This is a genomic window from Candidatus Hydrogenedentota bacterium, assembly GCA_013359265.1.
Classification (GTDB): domain Bacteria; phylum Hydrogenedentota; class Hydrogenedentia; order Hydrogenedentales; family SLHB01; genus JABWCD01.
Map to the genome: position 1 here is coordinate 1 of JABWCD010000019.1, position 19,689 is coordinate 19,689.

A 19,689-nucleotide genomic window follows, 5' to 3' on the forward strand; every position below is an offset into this window, starting at 1 on the left:
ACCTACAGTAGCACACGCACCAGGAATCGGCTAACATGCAATCAACCAACCCCGGTTCCCTAACATTTCACTTGGTCTACAAAACGGGGGCCGCCCAACCTCGCGCCAGAGGGTTCGTTGCCGATGCGGAGAGACTTACACCAATTAGAACCGCTTCCCAGGACGTGTATTTGTCGCTGCGTACATTCCAGTCATCGTATTTTGATGTGATTACTAGCATTAGAGAGGCCTACCGAGTCTTGCGTCCAGGAGGCGTATTCCTGGTCTCCGTCGCCAATGCTTTTATTGGCGATGGGGATGCGATTGTACCTGGCTTGGTGATACCACACACGAGCATTGTGGACCGCGACAGGCCATTCGAGCTCGCCGAGAAGATTCGGCGTCAGTTGACGATTTTGAGGTTCGAAGACGTTGGGATCCATTCGGGACCGACTGAGATATACGCGTTTGCGCGTCGAACGGTGTAAACATTTTCCGCAGAGCTGGGGCATCGAAGATAGATGACTTTTGCGTGCGGTACCCCCCTCGCTGTGACACCCAGCTTTTGCTGCCAAACACAGCATAGACATCTAAAACTGTTAAGGTTCGTTGTTCGAAATTGTCGCTATGACCATACTAAACAGCCAGTACTCGTTCTCAAGACAATGCTGCTAAATGAGACGTAGGCCGCATTCACAATACAAAAACAGATCGGCCCGCCAAATCGGTACGTTTTCGGCTGCGATCTTGTAACTAGTTGAAACATAATAATTTGCATTTTATCGAGAACGATTACCGCCTAATTAGCTCCAGTTCGGGAGTTCTAAGCCCTTTCGGTAGAGATAGGGAATGCTAAAATGCCGTCCGGTCTTGCTATGACTTTCCGCAAGGAAACCAATCGATTTAAGGTCTTTAACCACATCCGACCAGTCTCGCCCTAAGTACTTGCGGACGTGCTCCTCTGAGAACCGTACTGGGCCACCAGCGAATTTCTCCATGTGCTCCCATAAGTGCGGGAACTCGGCCTCAAGATAGGTCGTACGTTTTCGCTTCGATAGCTCTGCAAGACCATATTGAATAGAGTTAGAGTCAAAGAAGTCCAGCGATTTTCCAGCTTTGTTGCTTTGGAGAATACTTTGTTGATGTTGTTTCGCCTTTGTTAGTAAGTCGATGACGTCTCGAGGAGTCACTACGCCATTACTATCTGCTGTGTGGTTGTATATCCATCGCAAGGTCTTGCTCTGTCTACTACCTTTGTTAACGCTATCTGGGAAAACTCTATAAAATAGGTCCGTCCTGTACGAATGACTTGTGTCGAGGGCATCTTTGTCTACGCCGAAGAAATCTATCATTTGGTATGACGCAAAAATGCGCTTCACTACCATGGTCAGTATTTGTTCCTCTGACCAGCGAAGAATCTCCGATTGTCTACTTGTTATGTGCGAAAGCGCCACGAAGCCCTCTCCTCCACGGACAACTTGATGCAGCATGTCGTCTCGCAGGAATACTTTGATTCGAATCCGATCCGAACCGAACACTCTTGTGGCTCGAAGCAGTCCACGGAGTGCCCGTCGCTCGAGTTCGGACCTGCGAGGGAAAATCTCGTCAAGCCGGTCTATCATCATCCATAGCCTGAGGTCGCAAGCTGTGAGAATGCGATCGAGGCAAGACTTCAGCTTCTCTGTATATAGGGGTAGCTTGTTTGTCTCGTCGGATGCCGAGACGGAAGGCTGATTGGCGGAATTTCCAAACAAGTCGATCTCAAACTCGCCACAATTCTCCGGCAGCTTGAACTTGACCTTTGGAACTATCATGTGCAAAGTGGCCAGTGTCCATGCCAGTACTTCCCGCAGCGACTTGCGCTTCTTAAGCTCAGGGATTCCTGCCTGCTGGCTAGCCGATCGAAAGGCGGCAACCTCGGCCTGCGCGGCGAGCAAGTGGACACGATACATTTCGTTCTTAAGGAAGTTTTCGTGGGCCAGAGAAATAAGATAGATACACCAGAAGCTCACAAAATCCTCTTCGTCCAAGGTTTCGAACTGCTCCTTGAAGGCGTGAAATACGTGATCGCCGGTGCTGCTTACACCATGAGCAATGACGACCTTTCTGCTGAGTAAAAGGTGCTTGGGCAAGAATTCGACGAAAATCCGGTAGAGAGCGCTTTTCCCTGACCCCTTTGTCCCAGCTATGATGTCTACTCGGTCTTGGAGCAAATCCGTAAAGACAGACGTCTCCACTCGCGCCGATTCAAGAAGGGTGTCCTGCTCGGCAATTGAAGATCCCAAGTCAAACTGACCCAATAGAAGATGAAGTGTCGAGTTCTGATAGGCCAAGTTCCAACTCCGTGCAGGAGTTAAGCTAGATCAGTCCAACGGAATAATGCAAATCAGTATCGACTGCGCAAAATTCAGCACGAATTCTGGCCGAAATCTGCAACAAAAGAATCTGGGACAAGATACGATTTGAGTCCTTTATCATCTCTTTTTCTCAACCGGGTCGCCTCGTGGTCAGGATGTCTTAACACGTCCGCTGACCACGTTCGTTGTAGTGAACCATCCAAGTCATGTTCTTAGCCGCTCGCTTGCCGCCCGATCCGCGCGTTGCGTGGTTATCTGTTCTCGTGTGCGCTTTGTACTCTCTAACGACTTGCAGCCGACTCATCAAACACCGGCGCCGGGCCGGTAAGCCATTTGAGGTGTTGGCGGCGGGTTTTGCTGGCGTCGAAGAGGTACAGCACTGCCGAGCGGTCGACGTTGGAGAGTCGCGCGATGCCTTTGTCGTCGAGCCAGCCGTTGTTGGTTGCGAGGGGGTGTCGTAGTGTTCGACGCCGATACGGGTCCACGCGAAGTTCGTCATGGCGTTCCGGTTGCGCGGCCAAGTTCCTTTGTCCCTATATCTTCTTAGACCATTCGGGTTCGGGGGGTTGACTCCGTGCCGTCCCCTCAGCCAGCATGATTCCGCCACCTCGGGGGAAGCGTCCGGCAGCGCGAGGAGGCACTGAACGGGGGCGTTCAACAAATTCAGCGCACGTGCCCGCCACCACGAGCCCGCGGCATCGCGCGCGATACCGCCTCGCCCTGTGGAAGCCGGCGGTCTGACGGGGGGAATACTGTGGGACGCAGGGGGATGCGCGCATGATTGAGCTTGGAATGCACACCGACAATTGGCGGCCGCTCAGCGGGGGATTCGCAAAGGCGGCGGAAGCCGCGGTCACCTACGGCATCAAACATCTCGAGTTTGCCGCTATTCACGGCCAGTACTTCATCCAGGCCATGGGCTACGAACCGGGAATCTCGCTCGAATCGAATCCGCGCGCGTTGAAACGCTACTGCGACCAACGCGGGCTGGCCATCTCGCAAATCGACGGCGCCTATCCCCTCATGGGTCCCGACGGCTCCGCCTACGGCGTGCAGTACGTCCGGCAATGCATCCGGTTTGCGGCCGAGCTCGACTGCCCGATGGTGGACACCACCGACGGCGCAATCGAAATCGAAGGACTCAGCCGCGACGAAGTGTTCCGCATCACCTGCGACAACTACCGCCAGGTCCTCTCCTGGGCGGAGGACTACCGGATCGTCATCAACGTGGAACCCCACGGCCCCTACACCAATGACGGTGAGTTCATGCTGAAGCTGTTCAAACACTTCGAATCCGAATGGCTACGGTGCAACTTCGACACCGGAAACTCCTTCATCGCCGGCCACGATCCGCTTGAGTACCTGAAAACGCTGCGGCCATATGTTTCCCACTGCCACATCAAGGACGTCAGCGCCGGCCTGGCCGCCGCGGCCCGAGGCGAAGACACCGGCATCGCCTGCAGCGAAGTCGCCATCGGCGGCGGCGTCAACGCCGGCAACATCAAGAACTGCCTCGCCTTCCTCAAGCAGACAAATTGGGACGGCGTCGTCTCCCTCGAGTGCTACGGCAGCGACGAGAATGTTCGCCAGAGCGTTGAGTTCCTGCGGGCTCTCGTCTGACTCGCGGCGGTTGCTCAGAAACCTCTCGTCCGTGCGCCGCACCGCGCACCGCTGAGCCGTGCATCGCGAGCCACCACTTCGACCCCTCCATTACCCCCATCACAACTCCACCTTACAGCCCTCAATCTATGCAATATGTGAAATCTGTGGTTAAACGCTCTTTAATTGACAGATCTGCATCTAATCCACGTTTATCCATTAAAACCCCTCGTTTCGCAAAACGCAATTTGACCTAGTTTTCCTGGCGCTTTGCATTTCGCCATAAGCTTCGTCAATCAAACAGAGGTTATTTCGCGCAGGAGCCATCTCAACCCCGATCCTCACTGCGTCTCCGCTGTCAACCAAATCACCCTCGTTTCGCCAAGTCTACTTTTGTGCGACTAACTGTCAACTTCATCAATTCGTTCAAGAGAATTCGGATCGGTCATCATTAGCCAGCGCCAAACAGCCACGCCCGCTGCGCCACCACTATTCCAAGCCTACGGTAACGAAAGTCCCGATATACCCGATAGGCCCGGTAGACCCGATCCCCATCTTCTGCGGAACCCGGAACCCGACGCTCGGAACCCGATGCCTCCGGTCTGCTCAGTGCAACACGTTGGGCTAATTTATGGAGGGAGTCGAACGACTCGGTTGCCGGCCCCGACGGTGGCGCCGGAGTTATCCAAAGCCTGAAGGAGTGACCGGTGACAATCGTCTTGACGCCCTCCGCTTACAGTTCTATGATTTCAGGTAGAGCCTGCCCGTGATGCTCATGCGGCGGTCTCTATGGGGGAGTTATTCGCCAAAGCCTGCTGAGGCGTGGACGCTCCGTGCGTGTCACGCGCGAGCGTGCCTTCCGGCAACGTGCTTCCGCGCGTGCGTCCCGACACGGCTTTGGCCCTGGGTGCAATGCCCAGAGAGGGGGATATACGTCATGGCATTGAAGACCGATCGCCGCACTTTCGTGAAGAACACCCTGGTAGCTCCCGCAGCCATGGCGCTGTCCATGAACGCCGGGGCCAACGCGCAAGAAGCGCCGGCGCCTACCGCCCTTCCTCAGGGACGCATCGGAAACATGCAGGTCAGCCGTCTTCTATTGGGCGGCAACTTGCTGACGCACTTCACGCACAGCCGCGAACTCAAATACGTCTACAACCTCGCGGCGCATTACAACACCGACGACAAGATTCTGCAGACGTTGGCGCTTGCCGAACAGCACGGAATTAATACGCTCGTTATACATACTGTTCCGCGCATACTCGATACGTTGAGGAAATACCGCTTCGAAATGGGCGGAAAAATGCAGTGGATCGTTTGCCCCACGGCGCCCGTAGGCAGCGACCTCAGCGAATACGCCAAACAGATTCAAGGCCTCGTGAACGACAAGTGCAACGCCATTTACCTGTGGGGCGTCCACGCCGACCGCCTTGTTGCAGAAGGCAAGATCGACATGGTCAGGCGGCTGGTCGATTTGGCGAAGGAACACAACATCCCCTCGGGTGTCGGTTCTCACGATACGAACGTCGTGGTCGAGTGCGAGAAAAACAACGTCAACGCGGACTTCTACATCAAGACGCTTCATCACCACAAATACGCCACCGGCCCCAAGCCTCACGAACTCACCGCGCCCCATGCCGAGATACCCGGATATTGGTGCAAGAACCCGCAGGAAACCATCGATTTCATGGCCAATGTGGAAAAACCCTGGATTGCGTTTAAGGTCATGGCCGCCGGCGCAATCCCTCCCGAAAGCGCTTTTCAGTACGCGTTCAAGAACGGGGCCGACCACGTCCTTGCCGGCATGTTCGATTTCGAAATCGCACAGGACGCCAAGCTCGCCTGTGACATCGTCGCCAGCAACACCACCAGGACACGTCCGTGGCGAAGTTGAGCATTTTCACCAGTGCGCGTCTCTCCCTCGTCGTCGCGGCGGGTTGCCTGCTTGCACAACCGGTTTTCGCGGCCGAAGGCGCGCACACGTTTTTTGCCTTCTGCATGGACACCCATGACAGCCAGAAGCGAACGCTCGAACAACAGGCCGCATTACTCGAAGAACTTGGTTACGACGGCGCCGGCCATCTCTGGCTCGATAATCTTCAACAGCGCATCGACACGCTGGACGCCCACGGCCTCAAATTGTTCCAAGTGTACGTGCAAGTCTATATCGCACCGGCCGCCACTCCCTACGATGCGCGCCTAAGAGAGGCAATGCCGCTGCTTAAAGACCGTGACGTAATGCTCGCCTTGTTGATGAAGGGCGGCTCACCCTCCGATCAATCCGGCGACGCCCGCGCCATTGCACTCGTAAACGAAATCGCCGACATGGCCGCACCATCCAATGTTCGAGTGGTACTTTATCCGCATTCCGGCGACTGGCTTGAGCGTGTCGAAGATGCGCTGCGCATCGTGCAAAAGGTGAATCGCACCGATGTCGGCATCATGTTCAATCTCTGCCACTTTCTGAAAGTCGACCAGGAGGAAAACATCAGGCCGCTGCTGACGTCGGCGATGCCCCATCTCTTCGCCGTCAGCGTTCACGGCGCCGATCGCGCCGCGGAAATTCACGCCGGTACGGGCAATTGGATTCAGCCCCTCGGCAGCGGATCGTTTGACGTGGGCGCGCTGCTACGAACACTCGACGATCTCGGCTACCGCGGCCCTATCGGTCTCCAATGCTACGGAATCCCCGGCGACGCCCGGAATCATCTGACACGATCCATCGCCGCCTGGCGGCAGATTTTGGAACGCCTTGAAGCCCCCTCTCCGGGCGCAAAGGCACGCCAAGAATAGTCGGGCCCAGTACGCGGGCGAATGACTTGATTCTATTCACCCTTCGCTCCCGCGAAAATCCACATGCGGATAGTATGAAGCTCGCTTTCGGTCAGTTCTTCCGCATCCTTCGGCATTTTCGGTTCATAGATTCCGCGGAGGTGAAGAACCATGGGGCTCTGGTCTGGCGCGCCGGGAATGACAGCAGCGCCGGCGTAATCGCCACCCTCGAGGATTCCGGCCCGCGTCGTGAGGTCGAGACCGGCTTCCGGTTCGTTTCCGCTATGGCATTTGAAACAGCGCCGCTCGAGTAGAGGAACGATATCACGCTGGAAAGTCACCGCCGCGGCTTGCACGGGATCGATCGCCAGCGTTTTCGGCGTATACATCGCGTCAACGGATTTATCGGCAATTGCCACCGTGGGCACAACACTAACTGACGCCACGCTCGGATACGCGCCAACGACTATAGTCGCCCCGGAAGTACCGTCGGCGCGCGCCACCGGTGTGCCGATCCCGAATCCGTAAACCAGTCGCCCGCCGCTCGATCCCGCAAACAGCACAGCCACGGCGAGCGCCAGGGCAGTAAGCATTGCGGACGCAGTGAGGACCCTGCGTCCCACGTCACCGCGAAAGTGGCTGGCGGCGAGCAGAACCGACGTCGCGAACGCCAGCACGGTGATCGAATACCCAAGCAGCCTGTGTTGCGTCAACGCCGTCTCGATTTCGCTGCTCGCCAACGCCACGAGTTCCGACGCCGCGCGCATGCCCGTAAGTGTGGCTGCCAGGGCGATCAGACCCGCAACGAGGAAGTAGGCACCCACGAACGTGCGCCCTCTGTGCCAACGTTTGGACGTAAGGATCGTAACAAGGATCAACGGCAGCCCGAGAAAGGCAAGACTCATAGGCAGGTGCACGGACGCCGCGTGCAGCGCATGGGGCGACTCGAGAACTCTGGTCAAATCCATAAGCGGATCCTTTTCGCCAAACGGGGGAAAACGAAACGCGAGTTGACCACGGCACGAAGCGCCCGGGGGAGGTGGCCTGTTCCACCCGCCAACATATCCTTGACCTGGCCGAAACTGCAAGCGGTGGATAGCCGTGAAGTATTGAGCGCAACCCCGTTCGTGTGGGCTGCGCATTGCGGGAGGACAGCCGATGACGTACTATCGACGGAGTTCCCGCCGACCACCGTCGTGGAGGATTGGGCGGCGTGACTCGGGACGGAGAACGAGGGCGATGTCGCGTGCATCCGCAGCGCCGCGCGGATGGGCCGGCCCTGCGGCGGAAAGGAGTTTCTTGCGCAACCGGAGGGCCTCGTGGGACTCTCCTACTGCCCCGCAAACGCGGCGCAAACCCAAACCGAAGCCGCACGGTGAGGCTCCGGAGAATATCGGATTCAGAGGAACTTAAGACGTAGTTCGACTTTTTTGCGGGAGGAGTCCATGGCCCAGATCGACAAATACCTGATGATGATGGTTAAGCACGGGGCGTCGGATTTGCACTATTGCACGGGGTGCAAGCCGATTTTCCGCAAGGACGGGTCGATGATGGCGCTGCGCAGCGAGGAAGAACTCGAGGCGCAGGCGGTGCGGACGGTGCTGTACGAAATTATGCCGGAGGCAAACGAGAAGCAGTTTAACGAACTGCATGACACGGACTTTGCGTACGCGTTGGAGGGATACGGCCGGTTTCGCGTGAACATCTTCATGGACCACAAGGGAATGGGCGCGGTGTTTCGCGTCATTCCGACGAAGATTCTGACGTGCGAGGAGTTGGGGCTGCCGGAGTCGGTCAAGAAGTTTTGTTCGCTGTCGAAAGGACTGGTGTTGGTGACGGGGCCGACGGGTAGCGGCAAATCAACGACGTTGGCGGCGATGCTCGATCTGATTAACGCGGGCCGGAGCGAGCACATAATTACCATCGAGGACCCGATCGAGTTTGTGCACCCGAACAAGAGTTGCCTGATCAATCAGCGCGAGGTGCACAACCACACGAAGAGTTTCAAGGCGGCGTTGCGCGCGGCGTTGCGCGAGGACCCTGACATCGTGCTGGTGGGCGAAATGCGGGATCTCGAGACGACGCATATCGCGATCGAGACTGCTGAGACGGGGCACCTGGTGTTCGGCACGCTACATACGACGACGGCGATTTCCACCGTGGACCGCCTCATCGATCAATTCCCACCGGAACAGCAGCAGCAAATTCGGACGATGCTCGCGGGGACCTTGAAAGGCGTGGTCGCGCAGAACCTGCTGAAGAAGAAGGGCGGCGGGCGCGTCGCGGCGCTCGAGGTGATGGTCGTGAATGCGGCCGTCCAGTCGCTCATTCGCGAGGCAAAGAACAATCAGATCATGAGCATCATGCAAACCGCGAAGAAAGAAGGCATGACCCTGCTGAACGAGGAACTGGCGCGGTTCGTGAAAGAGGATACCGTCGAGCCGGAAGAGGCATGGCGGAAGGCGGTGGACAAGGAAGGCTTCCTGAAGGCGCTGGAATCGGTGGGCGTCAACTACAAACCGCCAGCGGAATAGTAAGTCCTACAACGAGGCAAGACAATCTCGCCACGCACGGCGATGCTGCACATCTGCTTTGCTTTCGTCGAGCGCTTCTCCCGCGGCTTTCAGGAAATCCCGCCTACCGTCTTCACCGAACAGAACGAGGCATGTCTCAAGGAATCCGTTGAACTCGCAGACGTAAAAGTTTTGGCCCGACGCGAACTCTCTTTCCGAGAGATCGCTAATGCTTTCCGAATCGCATTGCAGCACTCCGCCCTGGACCAGGAATACGAACTCGGTGATACCCTTGGCGCGAATGGCAGGCACCTTCTCCTGCGCTTGAATCAGTGTCAGTTGCCGATCTTTGACTTCGACCGCAAGAACGACGTCACCGGACGCACATCGGCATTCGAGATCAGCGACTTGCCCCGTAGCGGCGTCAGCAGCATTAATGTTCGCGCTATGTACATTCGCGAAGAGTTGGAACCGTGAACCAATCGTTCGGAACAGCGCGACCGCGATTGCCTGCATACGTAGCCCGCCGGAGCGTTCCGACAGGAAACCCGATACAACGCCGTAGCAACGCGGCGCGCTGACGCGCTTGGGAATTGGATAGCCTACCCGGACTTCATCCAGACGCTTGCGAACCGCTCGCAAGACACAAAGCAGAAAGTCCTCTACACACGGACTATTGCTTTCCAGGAACTCCAGCGCCACGACCAAACGATCGAACCCTTTGCGGTCTTTCTGGTCCTTCCGAAATCGATCTGCGAGTTCCGGTATTCGTGCCGGCTTGCTAACGTACGGATCGCCAGAACCGCCCAGAACCGATTCGTTAGCGCGATCGAAGTCGACAACAACGTCCTTGCACAGCGAGCGGGCGTCGAAAGCGCCTTTCAGTTTGGACTTTGCCTGGAGACACAGCGCGTTTAGATGAGGATCGGTCGCTTTGGCCAAGGCCTGGGTCAACAGGATATAACGGTAGGTGAGTCCGTTCCCCGAAACGATTTCCCCGATTGAATCGATAACGGCGCGTGGAATCTTGTCTGAAGCCTCGGCTTCTGATTGCAGCGTCTGGGCCCAGGCCTTGTCCAGAACCCTACGTGCGTCTTCGGCAATGCTGGCCGGAGCGGGCTTCGGCATCAGTAATTGACCCAGAGCTTTTCCTGCCGAGGCTTTTTTACCGAATGGCAGTGCTTGATTGGCGCGGAGATACACCGCCAATCGCGCAGCCCGCGATCGTAGAGTTCGCACGAATAGCCGGAAATCGCGACTTTGGCTTTGAGTGACAGTACTTTTTTTAGGAAGGCGCGGTGCTCGATATCATTCATCTCGAAGCCGTAGGCTTTGTTGTCGCCGCGCGCTTCGTGGTGGTAGGGCGGGTCGCAGTAGAAGAGCGTTTCTTTGTCGTCGTAGAGATCCAATATCTCCAGCGCCGGGCGATTTTCAATTTGAACGCGGAGCAGTCTTTCCGCGATTTCCGGAAGGCTTTCGACGCTTCCGAGCCATCGCGAAACAACGCCGCTCATTCCCGCTCGACTGGTGTTCTTACAGTTGGCCCATCTGCCGAGCGAAGCTGTTTGCGCGAGGCCGGTACGTACTTGGCGTGCGCGAACAAAGAAGCGTCGCGCCCGCTCAACGTCGGAGATTCTCCCCTTTGGGGGTTGACAGGCCCGATAAAATTCTTCACGAGAAAATGGGGTCAAGCCAATGGCGCGAACAAGTTTTTCTTGCTTGTCGCGGAGCGCTTTGAAGAAATTCACGATTTCGCCATCAAGGTCATTGTATGTTTCCACTGGCGCAGGGACCCGGTTCAACAACACGGCCGCGGATCCGGCGTAGGGTTCGCAATAGTGATGACAGGCCGGCAAGAGGGGCAAAAGCCAATCCAAGTGACTGTACTTTCCCCCGTACCAGCCGAATGCAATCCTTTTCTTCCCATTTGAACGTATCGTCGAATGCTCACCAGTCAGTAGTTGCGATTCGATCTGGCCACGCTCTTGTACGACAATGTTCGATGCGATTCTTGGCACATTGACACTCCCCGACGTTTCCAAGCGGATTGCCTAGTATCTTTTGATACTGATTAGAATATCAGGTATTTTTACTGGCGTCAATTGCTGTAGCGGATTCGCAATTAACTCTTGACAGTGCTGGCATCCGCACTGGTGATACAGTAAGCTTATCAGTCCAATGATCCACGTTGTCTGCTCCAACTGCGGAATTGAGATTCTGGTGCCGCCGACCGTGCAGGGCCGGTGGGGCGTGTGTTTTGGGTGCGGCGCGCGGCTGATGGTGCCGTCGGAGAACGGTGACGCGGAGGAGATTGACCTCGACTTCGAGGCGGGGCACCGCATCGCGGATCGGTACGTAATCGAGGCGCCGATTGGCAAGGGCGGCATGGGGGTGGTGTACCGCGCGCGGGACGTGCTGATGAACGAGCGCGTTGCGTTGAAATTCCTGCATCCGGGAATTCTGCAGTCACAGCGCGGGATGAAGCTGTTCGTGCAGGAGGCGCAGATCGCGCGGCGGTTGCGGCACGAGAACATCGTGGCAGTGCACGACGTGAGCTCGACGCCGGATGGCATCCTCTATTTGTCGATGGAATTCCTGCACGGGAGTTCGTTGCGCGCGTTTCTGCGGCATTGCCGGGAACAGCGCCGTTTGATCGACGTGCGGCTGGCGGTGAATTTTGCGGCGCAGATACTCGCCGCGCTCGACTACGCGCACAAGTCTGTGGTGCACCGCGATATGAAGCCCGAGAACGTAATGATACTCGTGGGCGAGCAGGTGAAGGTGCTGGATTTCGGGCTGGCGAAAGTGCTTGACGAGCAGGCCGTGCCCACGGAAGGCGACAAGAAACCGTCGCGCGTTATTGGCACGGAGGCGTACGCGGCGCCGGAGCAGTTGCGGCATGTGGAAGTCGATCTGCGCGCGGACCTGTACGCAGTCGGGCTGATCCTGCGCGAGATGCTGACGTTGCGCACGCCAATCGAGGAGCAGGTCGAGATTCAGAAAGTGCGCGGCGACGTTGCGCCGTCGATCATCGACATCGTGCAGAAAGCGATTCAGGAGCCGAAGGAGGACCGGTGGCGCAATGCGGCGGACTTCCGCGCACGGCTGATGACGGCGTACGACGAATCGTACCGTCAGACGGCGGCGGCGCAGGTCAGGGCCGACACGCAGCGCGAAGTTTCGACCGAGGGCATGGTCTTACTCGATGGCGGCAATTTTGTGATGGGAAACCGAACGGTGCCGGACGAGGCGCCGGAATTCGAGTATTTTGTCGAGCCCTTCTACATCGACATCTATCCGGTGACGAATCGGAAGTACGCGGAGTTCCTGAAAGACACGGGTCGGGCCGCGCCGAAGTTCTGGGGATTGCCGCAATATGTAGGTCCCGATCAACCGGTGATTGGCGTCACGTGGTCCGAGGCGGCGGCGTACGCGGCGTGGGCGGGCAAACAGTTGCCGACGGAGGCACAGTGGGAGTTTGCGGCACGCGGGCGGGAGAACCGGAAGTATCCGTGGGGCAACACGGACCCTGACAAGAACCGCGCGAACTACGGCGACAACTTGAACATTCCATCGTTGGTGGGAATGCACGACGAGGGGCGCACACCGGAGGGAGTTTGCGATCTTGCGGGCAACGTGTACGAATGGACGTCGGACATGTTTCTGCCCTACGATCCCGTGAAGCGCGAGGCGGCGGCACAACATGGCCCGCCGCTTCGTACGATTCGGGGCGGATCGTGGCATTCGCCGGCGGCGGAGTTGCGGTGCGCGTTTCGCAAGGGCGTGTTCGGCGAGTCGCAATTGACCACGGTCGGGTTCCGGTGCGTGTTGCCGGTGAAGCGGGGGTAGAGGAAGTGGCGCGGCGCGCGCGAGATCGCATGCGTGATCGGTGTTGGAGTTTCGAGGCGCACAAAGCAGAGCTTTTCAGACGGCGTTCGAAGACGAGCCGCCGTTGGAGTGCGTTACCAAGCAGAGCTTAGTAACGAGAAAAGGACCTAAGGGACGTTAAGGACCAAAAGGACGCTGGACGAGATGGAACGGCAGGCAGCAATCGAGTACATCAAAAGGCATTGCATCGTAGCGGTGGTGCGCGCGGATTCGGGCGGGGAGGATTTGGTGCGCATTGTCGAGGCGGTGGCCGAGGGCGGGGTGCGCTGCATCGAACTGACGATGACGACGCCGGGCGCGTTGCCGGCGTTAGAATTGGCGACGAAGAAGCTGGCGGACGCGGATGTGCTGCTCGGCGTGGGGACGGTCCTCGATGCGGAGACGTGCCGCGTGGCCATATTGTCGGGCGCGCAGTTCATCGTAACGCCGACGGTCGCACCGGACGTCGCGCGAATGGCGCGGCGGTACGGCAGGCCGGTCGCGCTGGGTGCGTTCACGCCGACGGAGATTCTTGCTGCGTGGGAAGCGGGTTCGGACGCGGTGAAAGTGTTTCCGTCGAGCGTCGGCGGGCCGGACTACATCAAGGCGATCAAGGGTCCGCTGCCGCAGATTCCGTTGCTGCCGACGGGTGGCGTCGAAGTGGGGAATGTCGCGGAGTTCCTGAAGGCCGGCGCGTTTGCGTTGGGCGTGGGCGGAAATCTGGTGAGTAAGAAATTGGTGGATGCGAAGGATTTTGCGGGGCTGACGAGGAACGCGAAGGCGTTTGCGGATGCTGTGGCCGCGGCGCGGGCGAAGTAGTCGTTTTCTCTGCGAGGAACCAAAGCAGAGCTTTTCAAGAGGGCATTCCCAAATAGAAATTTGGGAACGAGAACCAATAGAAATTTGGGAACGAGAACCCGGCGCCGTTATTTGAGCATGTCTTGCACGAAGGCCTGGATGTCGCCGTAAGGGCGTTTGTAGTCGCGGGCGTTGCCGTGGACGGCGATGATGTCGACGCGGATGGATTTGCGGCCGGGCCGTTTCCACGTTTGTGCGTCGTGCGCGCCGAGGATTTGACAGCCCGCGCGTTCGACTGCCTCGTACACCAAATCCAATGGATACATGCGCTCGTAGAGGGTGTACGCATCGCCGTTGTTGACGCGGATGGTGGTCGCGGCAGTTTGGTTTTTTCTATCGTAACTGCAGGACCACGTCGAAGAGAAGCGATCGGTTTTCTCCGTCCATTTCTGGTCCGCGAAGTGATCGAGCACCATGCGTTCGGTGACGACGTCGAAATAGAGAATGCCTTTAGGTTTGAGCGCGCCCGCGAGCTGCGCGATGCTTGCATACACGTCCTGTTCGGTCAATAGAAAGTTCACGCTGTCGAAGAGACACGTGACGTAATCGAGCGAACCGTGCACGGGGATTGCGCGCAGGTCGGCACAGACGGCGCGCGCGGGGCCGTTGCCGCGGCGGCCGGCACGGAGCATGGCGGGGGAAAGATCGAGGCCGAAGCTACGCCATCTGTCGTTGCGGAGTTTTTCCAAGAGGACGCCGGTGCCGCAGGCTGCGTCGAGGTGGACGAATGGACGCGGCAGCAGGCGCGCGACGGCGCTGGCAATGAGGTACCAGCGGTCGTAGTTCACGTGCTGCATGAGTGGGTCGTAGAAACGCGCGAGTCCCTCGAAGCTGTCGTTTGCGGGCATTGTCTACTTCGCCGCTTCAGGGCCGGACCGGCCGGAGTCGCGTTGCAGGGATGCGAGGAAATCGGCGTCGAGCGGAACACCGTGGGTCTGGCAATCGACGACGGCCTGCCACGCCTTGTCAAATTCGCCGCGCTGCCAGTAGAGCACGGCGAGGCCCTTGCGGACGGATGTATTCTTCTCATCGTATGCGAGCGCGGTGAGCCACGTTCTGAGCGCCTGATCCAAGTCGCCGAGTTCAACGTAACAGGCTCCCAGGTTGTAGTAGTCGCTCGACATGCCGGGGTCGAGTTCGATGACACGCTTGAATTCGGACTCCGCAGCCGCGAAATCGCCGCGTTGGTAGAAAATGTTCGCGAGTTCCGAATGCACGAGGACATCGTTCGGGCGCAGTTCGGCGAGTTTGCGCAGGTGCGATTCGGCGGCGCGGATGTCGCCTTTCGTGCGCAACGCAGCAATGAGGTTGGTTAGCGTGGTTTGCTCGTCCGGCTGCAGCTCGAGTGCGCGATCGTACGCGGCGATGGCGTCGTCGACTTGCCCAAGCAGACGAAGGCACAGGCCCATGTTGCAGTAGGCCTCGGCATAGTCGGGCTTCAAACGAATTGCGGCTTGGTAGGCGTTTTTCGCTTCCACGTGCCGCGCCGCGTCGAAGAGGGCGTTGCCGAGGGCGTAGTGCGCGACGGGATTCGCCGGGTCTGCCGCGACGGCCTGTTGCAGTTCAACGATGCGGCGTTCGAGCGCTTCCTTGGGGGTCTTTGGCGGCGGCAGTTCTTCCTTCTTCGGATTGGTTGCGCAACCGGCAAGGAACGTCAACCCCAGCGCGATTCCCGCGCGAACGAAATCGTTTGTCATACGGGAAATCGTAGGGTGGAGCCCATCGGTATGCAACCTTGGGTGTGACATAGTGTTCCTCCTAATTCTATGGCCCGGGTTGTTGCACTGCGCGTGGGGGAAGGTACGGACCGCGGAAGGTGGGAAACGGCCGGATCGACGAGACGGGTCCTGCGAAACGACCCCCATTTGATTGACGGAATGATCAAATAACTTCGAATTATGATCGATGCGCTAAGTCGTAAAAAGAGATTATAGTGGTTCCAGTTTGGGTAATCTGCTTTGGAGCGCCATCGATACGAGCGGGAAAATCGGAAACCCGAGCGTAATCGAGATAGGCGCGGGCGAAAGGACCCAAGGGACCGAAGGGACGTAAAGGACTTGAAGGATGGGGGGGCATGATCGGGCATTTCAGGAGTGGAACGAATACGAGCGCGAGATAGGGAACACTCGACCTTGCCGCGCTCCCGTGGATTGAACAGTTTGCCGCGGTAGTGGCGCCGACCTCCATGGGTGCATCGAGTGCTTGAGTACTAGTGGACAATCCGTGGACAAAATACGAATTGGGTAGTAGGATGGTTGTGCGTTAGAGCGGTTGCTGGGTGCGGGACGCTTTGGCGGGACTTGTCTTTCGTTTCTTTGGGGTACCGGTCCGCAGGGGAATAAGCAACGGGCGAGGGCTGCATATGCGCAATGTAGTGTTAGCGGTAGTCGTGGTCATCGTAGTGGCGGCCGCAGCGGTGACGTACTTTTGGCTCAACCCGCCCACCGTCGTCGAACGGCCATCGCGCGCCGAAGAGACCGAAGTTGCCGCCGCGAAAGAGCCGGACGCACGCGTGAACGCGCGGGAAGAAGCGAGTCCAAGCGCAATCGAAACGGCACCCGTGAGCATGGACGACGCGGTGAAAGCGTTCGAGGCGCTTGGTAGTCGTGGCGCTGAGGATATCAAACTGCGTACGGTGCGGGTTTACGGGACCGTGACGAACGCGGCGACGGGCGAACCGATTTCGGGAGCGCTGGTGTTTACGGACGCATACGCGATGATGCTCGATGCGGCGAGCAGCCCTGGACCCATTGAGGATGAGCGGCTCGCGTTGTCAGGACTAACCGAACAGCAGTTCCGCACGCTGCTTCAGGGGGGTGAGACGCTTCCGGAGCAATACCAGGGCAAATTTGGCGCGGCGAACGCGAAGTCCGACGATGCCGGCGCGTTTTCAATTGTGGTGAGCGTGCCGACGAACGAAGCGATTTACTGCCGCGCGAAGGGCTTCGCGGGCGCGACGCACGCGATTGGCAAAGCCGGTGCGGACGAGGTGCGCATCGATTTTCAACTGCGGAAGGGTGGGTCGATTTCAGGGACAGTGACGAATGCGGCAGACGGTGCGCCGGTTGCGGGCGTGGTGGTGCGCGCGAAATCGGGTGACGAGGCACAGCGCCCGGTATGGCTTGCGATGCAAGACGGCCCCTCCGTATCGCTGTATTACGCGGTTACGGCGGACGACGGCTCGTACACGATCGATGGTTTGCCCGAAGGCCACAATGCACTTTCTGTCGAAGACAACGTTCATGGTTGGCTGTTCGACCACGCGCGGACGGCAAACGTATCGGTCGCTGAAGCCGAAGCAAAGACAGGTGTTGATCTTGTTGTTACGCAGGGGCTGCGTGTGGAGGGAACCATCGCCGACGAAGACGGCGAGCCAGTCGCAGACGCCGCGATCTCCTCGTCGTCCGCCGAGTCCGACGATATCATGGATTTCGTCGAGATCATGAGTCAAACGAAGTCCGCAAGGAGCGACGACGCCGGGCACTACGTTGCGTTGGGATTGAGACCGGGCAAGAGCACTATTGCGGTTAGTCATCCGGATTTCGCGGAAGCGTCAGCGGATGTGACTGTCGTGGCTGGCGAGACGCCGGAGGTCCTTGATTTCGTATTGGTCAAGGGGACGGAAGTATCGGGCACGGCGAAATACGAAGACGGTTCGCCCGCCGTTGAGGAGTTGCTCTATCTGACGGTCCCAACAAACGGCGAAACCAACACTCCCTTTGATTTCAAGCCGGGCCGTTCTCCGATGCACGCGTTTACGGAGGAGGGATCCGGGGTGTTTGTCTTCACGCATGTACCCGCGGGCGAATATGTGTTGAGTAACGAACCGTTTGATTACCCGGGCATGGCAGGGCAAGAAGCGAGCAGGCCGAAAGTACCGGTGCAGGTGGACGGCACAACGCCGGTGACGGGGCTTCAAATAGTCCTCCCGAAAGAAGAGACCTTTGGGGAGAGCAGAGGGAAGATCGCCGGTACGGTCTTGGGTATTGAGGGTAGCCCCGCGCAAAACGTCTCGGTCCGCGCGACCTCGAAGGAACAGGAACAGTTTGCCGGCGGCGGCGCGATCGATTCCGGCGAGACGACCGATGAACATGGCGCGTTCACCCTGGAACGCCTATACGGCACGACCTTTACGGTACATGCCGAGAGCGAGAATGGCGAGGCAGTGCAGGAGAACGTGAAATTGGGCGACACGATCACGCTGCGCCTTGGGCCTGTGACTGCAGTGACCGGTGTCGTCGTCGATGCGAACGGCGATGCGGTGGCGGGGTGCAGTGTTTCGCTGGTGAAGCAGGAGCCGGGCGAGTCGGAATCGATGGCGGCGATGATGGAGCAGATGTTCAACTCGATCATGCCGGGAGGCGGGGAAGGCGAGAAGTCGGACGACTTCGGGCAGTTCACGTTCCGGCACATGGAGGCGGGGAACTACATTGTCGAAGCGAAGAGTTCAGGAAGGGGATTCGGAGCGTCGGATCAATTCTCGGTGACGAAGGGGACGGAGAAGAGTGGCGTGCGTGTGGTGCTGGAGGCGGGCGCGACGTTCGCGGGGATGGTGGTGGACGGGGCAGGCAATCCGGTTCAGGGGGCGAATGTGTCGCTGATTGAATCGACCGGCGGATTCATGGACGACGCGATGTCGTTCGTGCCGGCGGGGATGGGGCCGGCACCGGCGGCGGTTGCGACGACTGGGGTGGACGGGGCGTTTTCGATGAGCGGGCTGAAGCCGGGGACGTTTACATTGAGCGCGAAGCACGCTGACTACGCGCCGTACGTCGGGAAGAACGTCGAGGTGAGCGCATCATCGCCGCCCCATCGCGTGACGTTGGGCAAGGGCGGCTCGGCGCGCGGGCAATTTATCGCGGCGGACGGTAAGCCGCGGGGCAATGTGATGATTCAGTTCATGGGCCCAAATGGAATGCAGATGGCGACGACCGATTCGGAAGGACGCTTCGAGGTGAAGGGGTTGCCCGCAGGCACGTACATGGTGAACCCGATTGACATGAGTTCAATGGGCAGGGGCGGCGAAGAGGACGCCATGCCGATGATGAATCTCAAATCGGTCGAGATTACCGAAGGCGGCGACGTGGTGATTGCGTTCGGGACGGGGGTGACCGTGTCGGGCAGTGTGCCGGAGGAGTATCGGGGAAAGATGACGATGGTGTACGTGATGCGCAAGGGCGCGCCCGACATGGCGTCGTTATTCGGGCAGATGGAATCCACGGAATCGTTCGATCCCACGGCGGCGATGGAGATGGGCATGCAGATGATGCAGTACACGGCGGGGATGGCGACGGCCGGGGAAGACGGAACGTTTGCGCTCCCCGGCATCGATCCGGGCGAGTACGAGCTGCGCGTGTACGCGTCGGACTTTAACATGGAGGACATTGATCCCGAGGCGTACATGAACATGTCGATCGAGGAGATGCAGGAGCAGTCGCGGCAGTTCATGCCGAAAGAGGTCGTGAAGCTACCGATCACGGTGGGCGACACGCCGGTTGCCGTTGAGTTTCCGATGGTGGAGGCCGCGCCGTAGAGGCAAGCTGTTTGTCGCTGTGCGGTTGCAGGCGATTTTTTAGCGGGGGGTTCGGCCGAGGGGGACTGACGTAGGCGCAAGCGAAGATAAATAACGCAAAGGACGTAGCGTGGTCTGTGGCAACGACCAAAGAGTTTTATCAATCAATTTCAGATTTGAAATCTCAGAATTTCAAAGATCCAACGCACTAACGCCAAATGGCTTGCGCGAG

Annotated in this window: 15 protein-coding genes; 8 read left to right on the top strand and 7 right to left on the bottom strand. The window is 58.4% G+C overall.

Features of this window, described 5'->3' with window-relative positions; all coding sequences use genetic code 11:
- The first annotated feature begins 35 nt into the window (after positions 1 to 35).
- Positions 36 to 467, top strand: coding sequence for a methyltransferase domain-containing protein (locus HUU46_16380; GenBank protein ID NUM55223.1), 432 nt, complete (start codon positions 36 to 38; stop codon positions 465 to 467).
- Between the two features lie 315 nt (positions 468 to 782).
- Here the strand turns inward: HUU46_16380 and HUU46_16385 are convergent, their stop codons facing one another.
- Both HUU46_16385 and HUU46_16390 read right to left on the bottom strand, forming a co-directional pair.
- Positions 783 to 2,312 carry a hypothetical protein gene (locus tag HUU46_16385; protein ID NUM55224.1) on the bottom strand — a complete coding sequence of 510 codons (1,530 nt, stop codon included), beginning with the start codon at positions 2,310 to 2,312 and terminating at the stop codon, positions 783 to 785.
- A gap of 305 nt (positions 2,313 to 2,617) precedes the next feature.
- Entirely contained in the window at positions 2,618 to 2,857 is a 240-nt protein-coding gene (locus HUU46_16390) for a hypothetical protein (protein NUM55225.1), read from the bottom strand.
- Between the two features lie 256 nt (positions 2,858 to 3,113).
- Here HUU46_16390 and HUU46_16395 point away from each other — a divergent pair, with 256 nt between their 5' ends.
- The 3 genes from HUU46_16395 (at position 3,114) to HUU46_16405 (ending at position 6,728) form a co-directional block, all read left to right on the top strand.
- Complete coding sequence (locus tag HUU46_16395; protein NUM55226.1) at positions 3,114 to 3,956, top strand: sugar phosphate isomerase/epimerase; 843 nt, start codon at positions 3,114 to 3,116, stop codon at positions 3,954 to 3,956.
- Positions 3,957 to 4,872: 916 nt separating this feature from the next.
- Entirely contained in the window at positions 4,873 to 5,829 is a 957-nt protein-coding gene (locus HUU46_16400) for a hypothetical protein (protein ID NUM55227.1), read from the top strand.
- The gene (locus HUU46_16405; protein NUM55228.1) at positions 5,817 to 6,728 is read left to right on the top strand and encodes a sugar phosphate isomerase/epimerase; all 912 of its coding nucleotides are present in this window, start codon (positions 5,817 to 5,819) and stop codon (positions 6,726 to 6,728) included. The genes HUU46_16400 and HUU46_16405 overlap by 13 nt, the downstream gene beginning before the upstream one ends.
- A 32-nt stretch (positions 6,729 to 6,760) precedes the next feature.
- Here HUU46_16405 and HUU46_16410 read toward each other — a convergent pair whose 3' ends face one another.
- On the bottom strand, positions 6,761 to 7,675 hold the full coding sequence (locus tag HUU46_16410; protein ID NUM55229.1) for a hypothetical protein: 915 nt from the start codon (positions 7,673 to 7,675) through the stop codon (positions 6,761 to 6,763).
- Positions 7,676 to 8,152: 477 nt separating this feature from the next.
- Between HUU46_16410 and HUU46_16415 the strand changes: the two genes are divergently transcribed.
- Positions 8,153 to 9,241, top strand: a complete 1,089-nt coding sequence (locus HUU46_16415) for a type IV pilus twitching motility protein PilT (protein ID NUM55230.1) — start codon at positions 8,153 to 8,155, stop codon at positions 9,239 to 9,241.
- 6 nt (positions 9,242 to 9,247) lie between these two features.
- On the opposite strand, the gene HUU46_16420 is transcribed toward HUU46_16415, so the two are convergent.
- Complete coding sequence (locus tag HUU46_16420; GenBank protein ID NUM55231.1) at positions 9,248 to 10,429, bottom strand: restriction endonuclease, SacI family; 1,182 nt, start codon at positions 10,427 to 10,429, stop codon at positions 9,248 to 9,250.
- Entirely contained in the window at positions 10,348 to 11,178 is an 831-nt protein-coding gene (locus tag HUU46_16425; protein ID NUM55232.1) for a DNA adenine methylase, read from the bottom strand. Before HUU46_16425 ends, HUU46_16420 begins: the two co-directional genes overlap by 82 nt.
- 220 nt (positions 11,179 to 11,398) lie before the next feature.
- On the opposite strand from HUU46_16425, the gene HUU46_16430 reads away from it, so the two are divergent.
- Positions 11,399 to 13,069 (top strand): SUMF1/EgtB/PvdO family nonheme iron enzyme, encoded by a 1,671-nt coding sequence (locus tag HUU46_16430; GenBank protein NUM55233.1) that lies wholly within the window; start codon positions 11,399 to 11,401, stop codon positions 13,067 to 13,069.
- A 183-nt stretch (positions 13,070 to 13,252) separates the two neighbouring features.
- Positions 13,253 to 13,906 carry a bifunctional 4-hydroxy-2-oxoglutarate aldolase/2-dehydro-3-deoxy-phosphogluconate aldolase gene (locus HUU46_16435; protein ID NUM55234.1) on the top strand — a complete coding sequence of 218 codons (654 nt, stop codon included), beginning with the start codon at positions 13,253 to 13,255 and terminating at the stop codon, positions 13,904 to 13,906.
- A 107-nt stretch (positions 13,907 to 14,013) separates the two neighbouring features.
- Here the strand turns inward: HUU46_16435 and HUU46_16440 are convergent, their stop codons facing one another.
- Positions 14,014 to 14,793 (bottom strand): class I SAM-dependent methyltransferase, encoded by a 780-nt coding sequence (locus tag HUU46_16440; protein ID NUM55235.1) that lies wholly within the window; start codon positions 14,791 to 14,793, stop codon positions 14,014 to 14,016.
- 3 nt (positions 14,794 to 14,796) lie between these two features.
- Positions 14,797 to 15,642: a tetratricopeptide repeat protein gene (locus HUU46_16445; protein NUM55236.1), complete on the bottom strand. Its 846-nt coding sequence runs from the start codon at positions 15,640 to 15,642 to the stop codon at positions 14,797 to 14,799.
- A 665-nt stretch (positions 15,643 to 16,307) separates the two neighbouring features.
- Between HUU46_16445 and HUU46_16450 the strand changes: the two genes are divergently transcribed.
- Positions 16,308 to 19,478: a carboxypeptidase regulatory-like domain-containing protein gene (locus tag HUU46_16450; GenBank protein NUM55237.1), complete on the top strand. Its 3,171-nt coding sequence runs from the start codon at positions 16,308 to 16,310 to the stop codon at positions 19,476 to 19,478.
- Positions 19,479 to 19,689: the final 211 nt, after the last annotated feature.

Bases quoted from the DNA above. Each gene is read 5' to 3' on its own strand.
- HUU46_16440 (NUM55235.1), bottom strand. From the start codon at position 14,793: ATGCCCGCAAACGACAGCTTCGAGGGACTCGCGCGTTTCTACGACCCA.
- HUU46_16380 (NUM55223.1), top strand. From the start codon at position 36: ATGCAATCAACCAACCCCGGTTCCCTAACATTTCACTTGGTCTACAAA.
- HUU46_16410 (NUM55229.1), bottom strand. From the start codon at position 7,675: ATGGATTTGACCAGAGTTCTCGAGTCGCCCCATGCGCTGCACGCGGCG.
- HUU46_16415 (NUM55230.1), top strand. From the start codon at position 8,153: ATGGCCCAGATCGACAAATACCTGATGATGATGGTTAAGCACGGGGCG.
- HUU46_16450 (NUM55237.1), top strand. From the start codon at position 16,308: ATGCGCAATGTAGTGTTAGCGGTAGTCGTGGTCATCGTAGTGGCGGCC.
- HUU46_16435 (NUM55234.1), top strand. From the start codon at position 13,253: ATGGAACGGCAGGCAGCAATCGAGTACATCAAAAGGCATTGCATCGTA.
- HUU46_16430 (NUM55233.1), top strand. From the start codon at position 11,399: ATGATCCACGTTGTCTGCTCCAACTGCGGAATTGAGATTCTGGTGCCG.
- HUU46_16400 (NUM55227.1), top strand. From the start codon at position 4,873: ATGGCATTGAAGACCGATCGCCGCACTTTCGTGAAGAACACCCTGGTA.
- HUU46_16445 (NUM55236.1), bottom strand. From the start codon at position 15,642: ATGACAAACGATTTCGTTCGCGCGGGAATCGCGCTGGGGTTGACGTTC.
- HUU46_16395 (NUM55226.1), top strand. From the start codon at position 3,114: ATGATTGAGCTTGGAATGCACACCGACAATTGGCGGCCGCTCAGCGGG.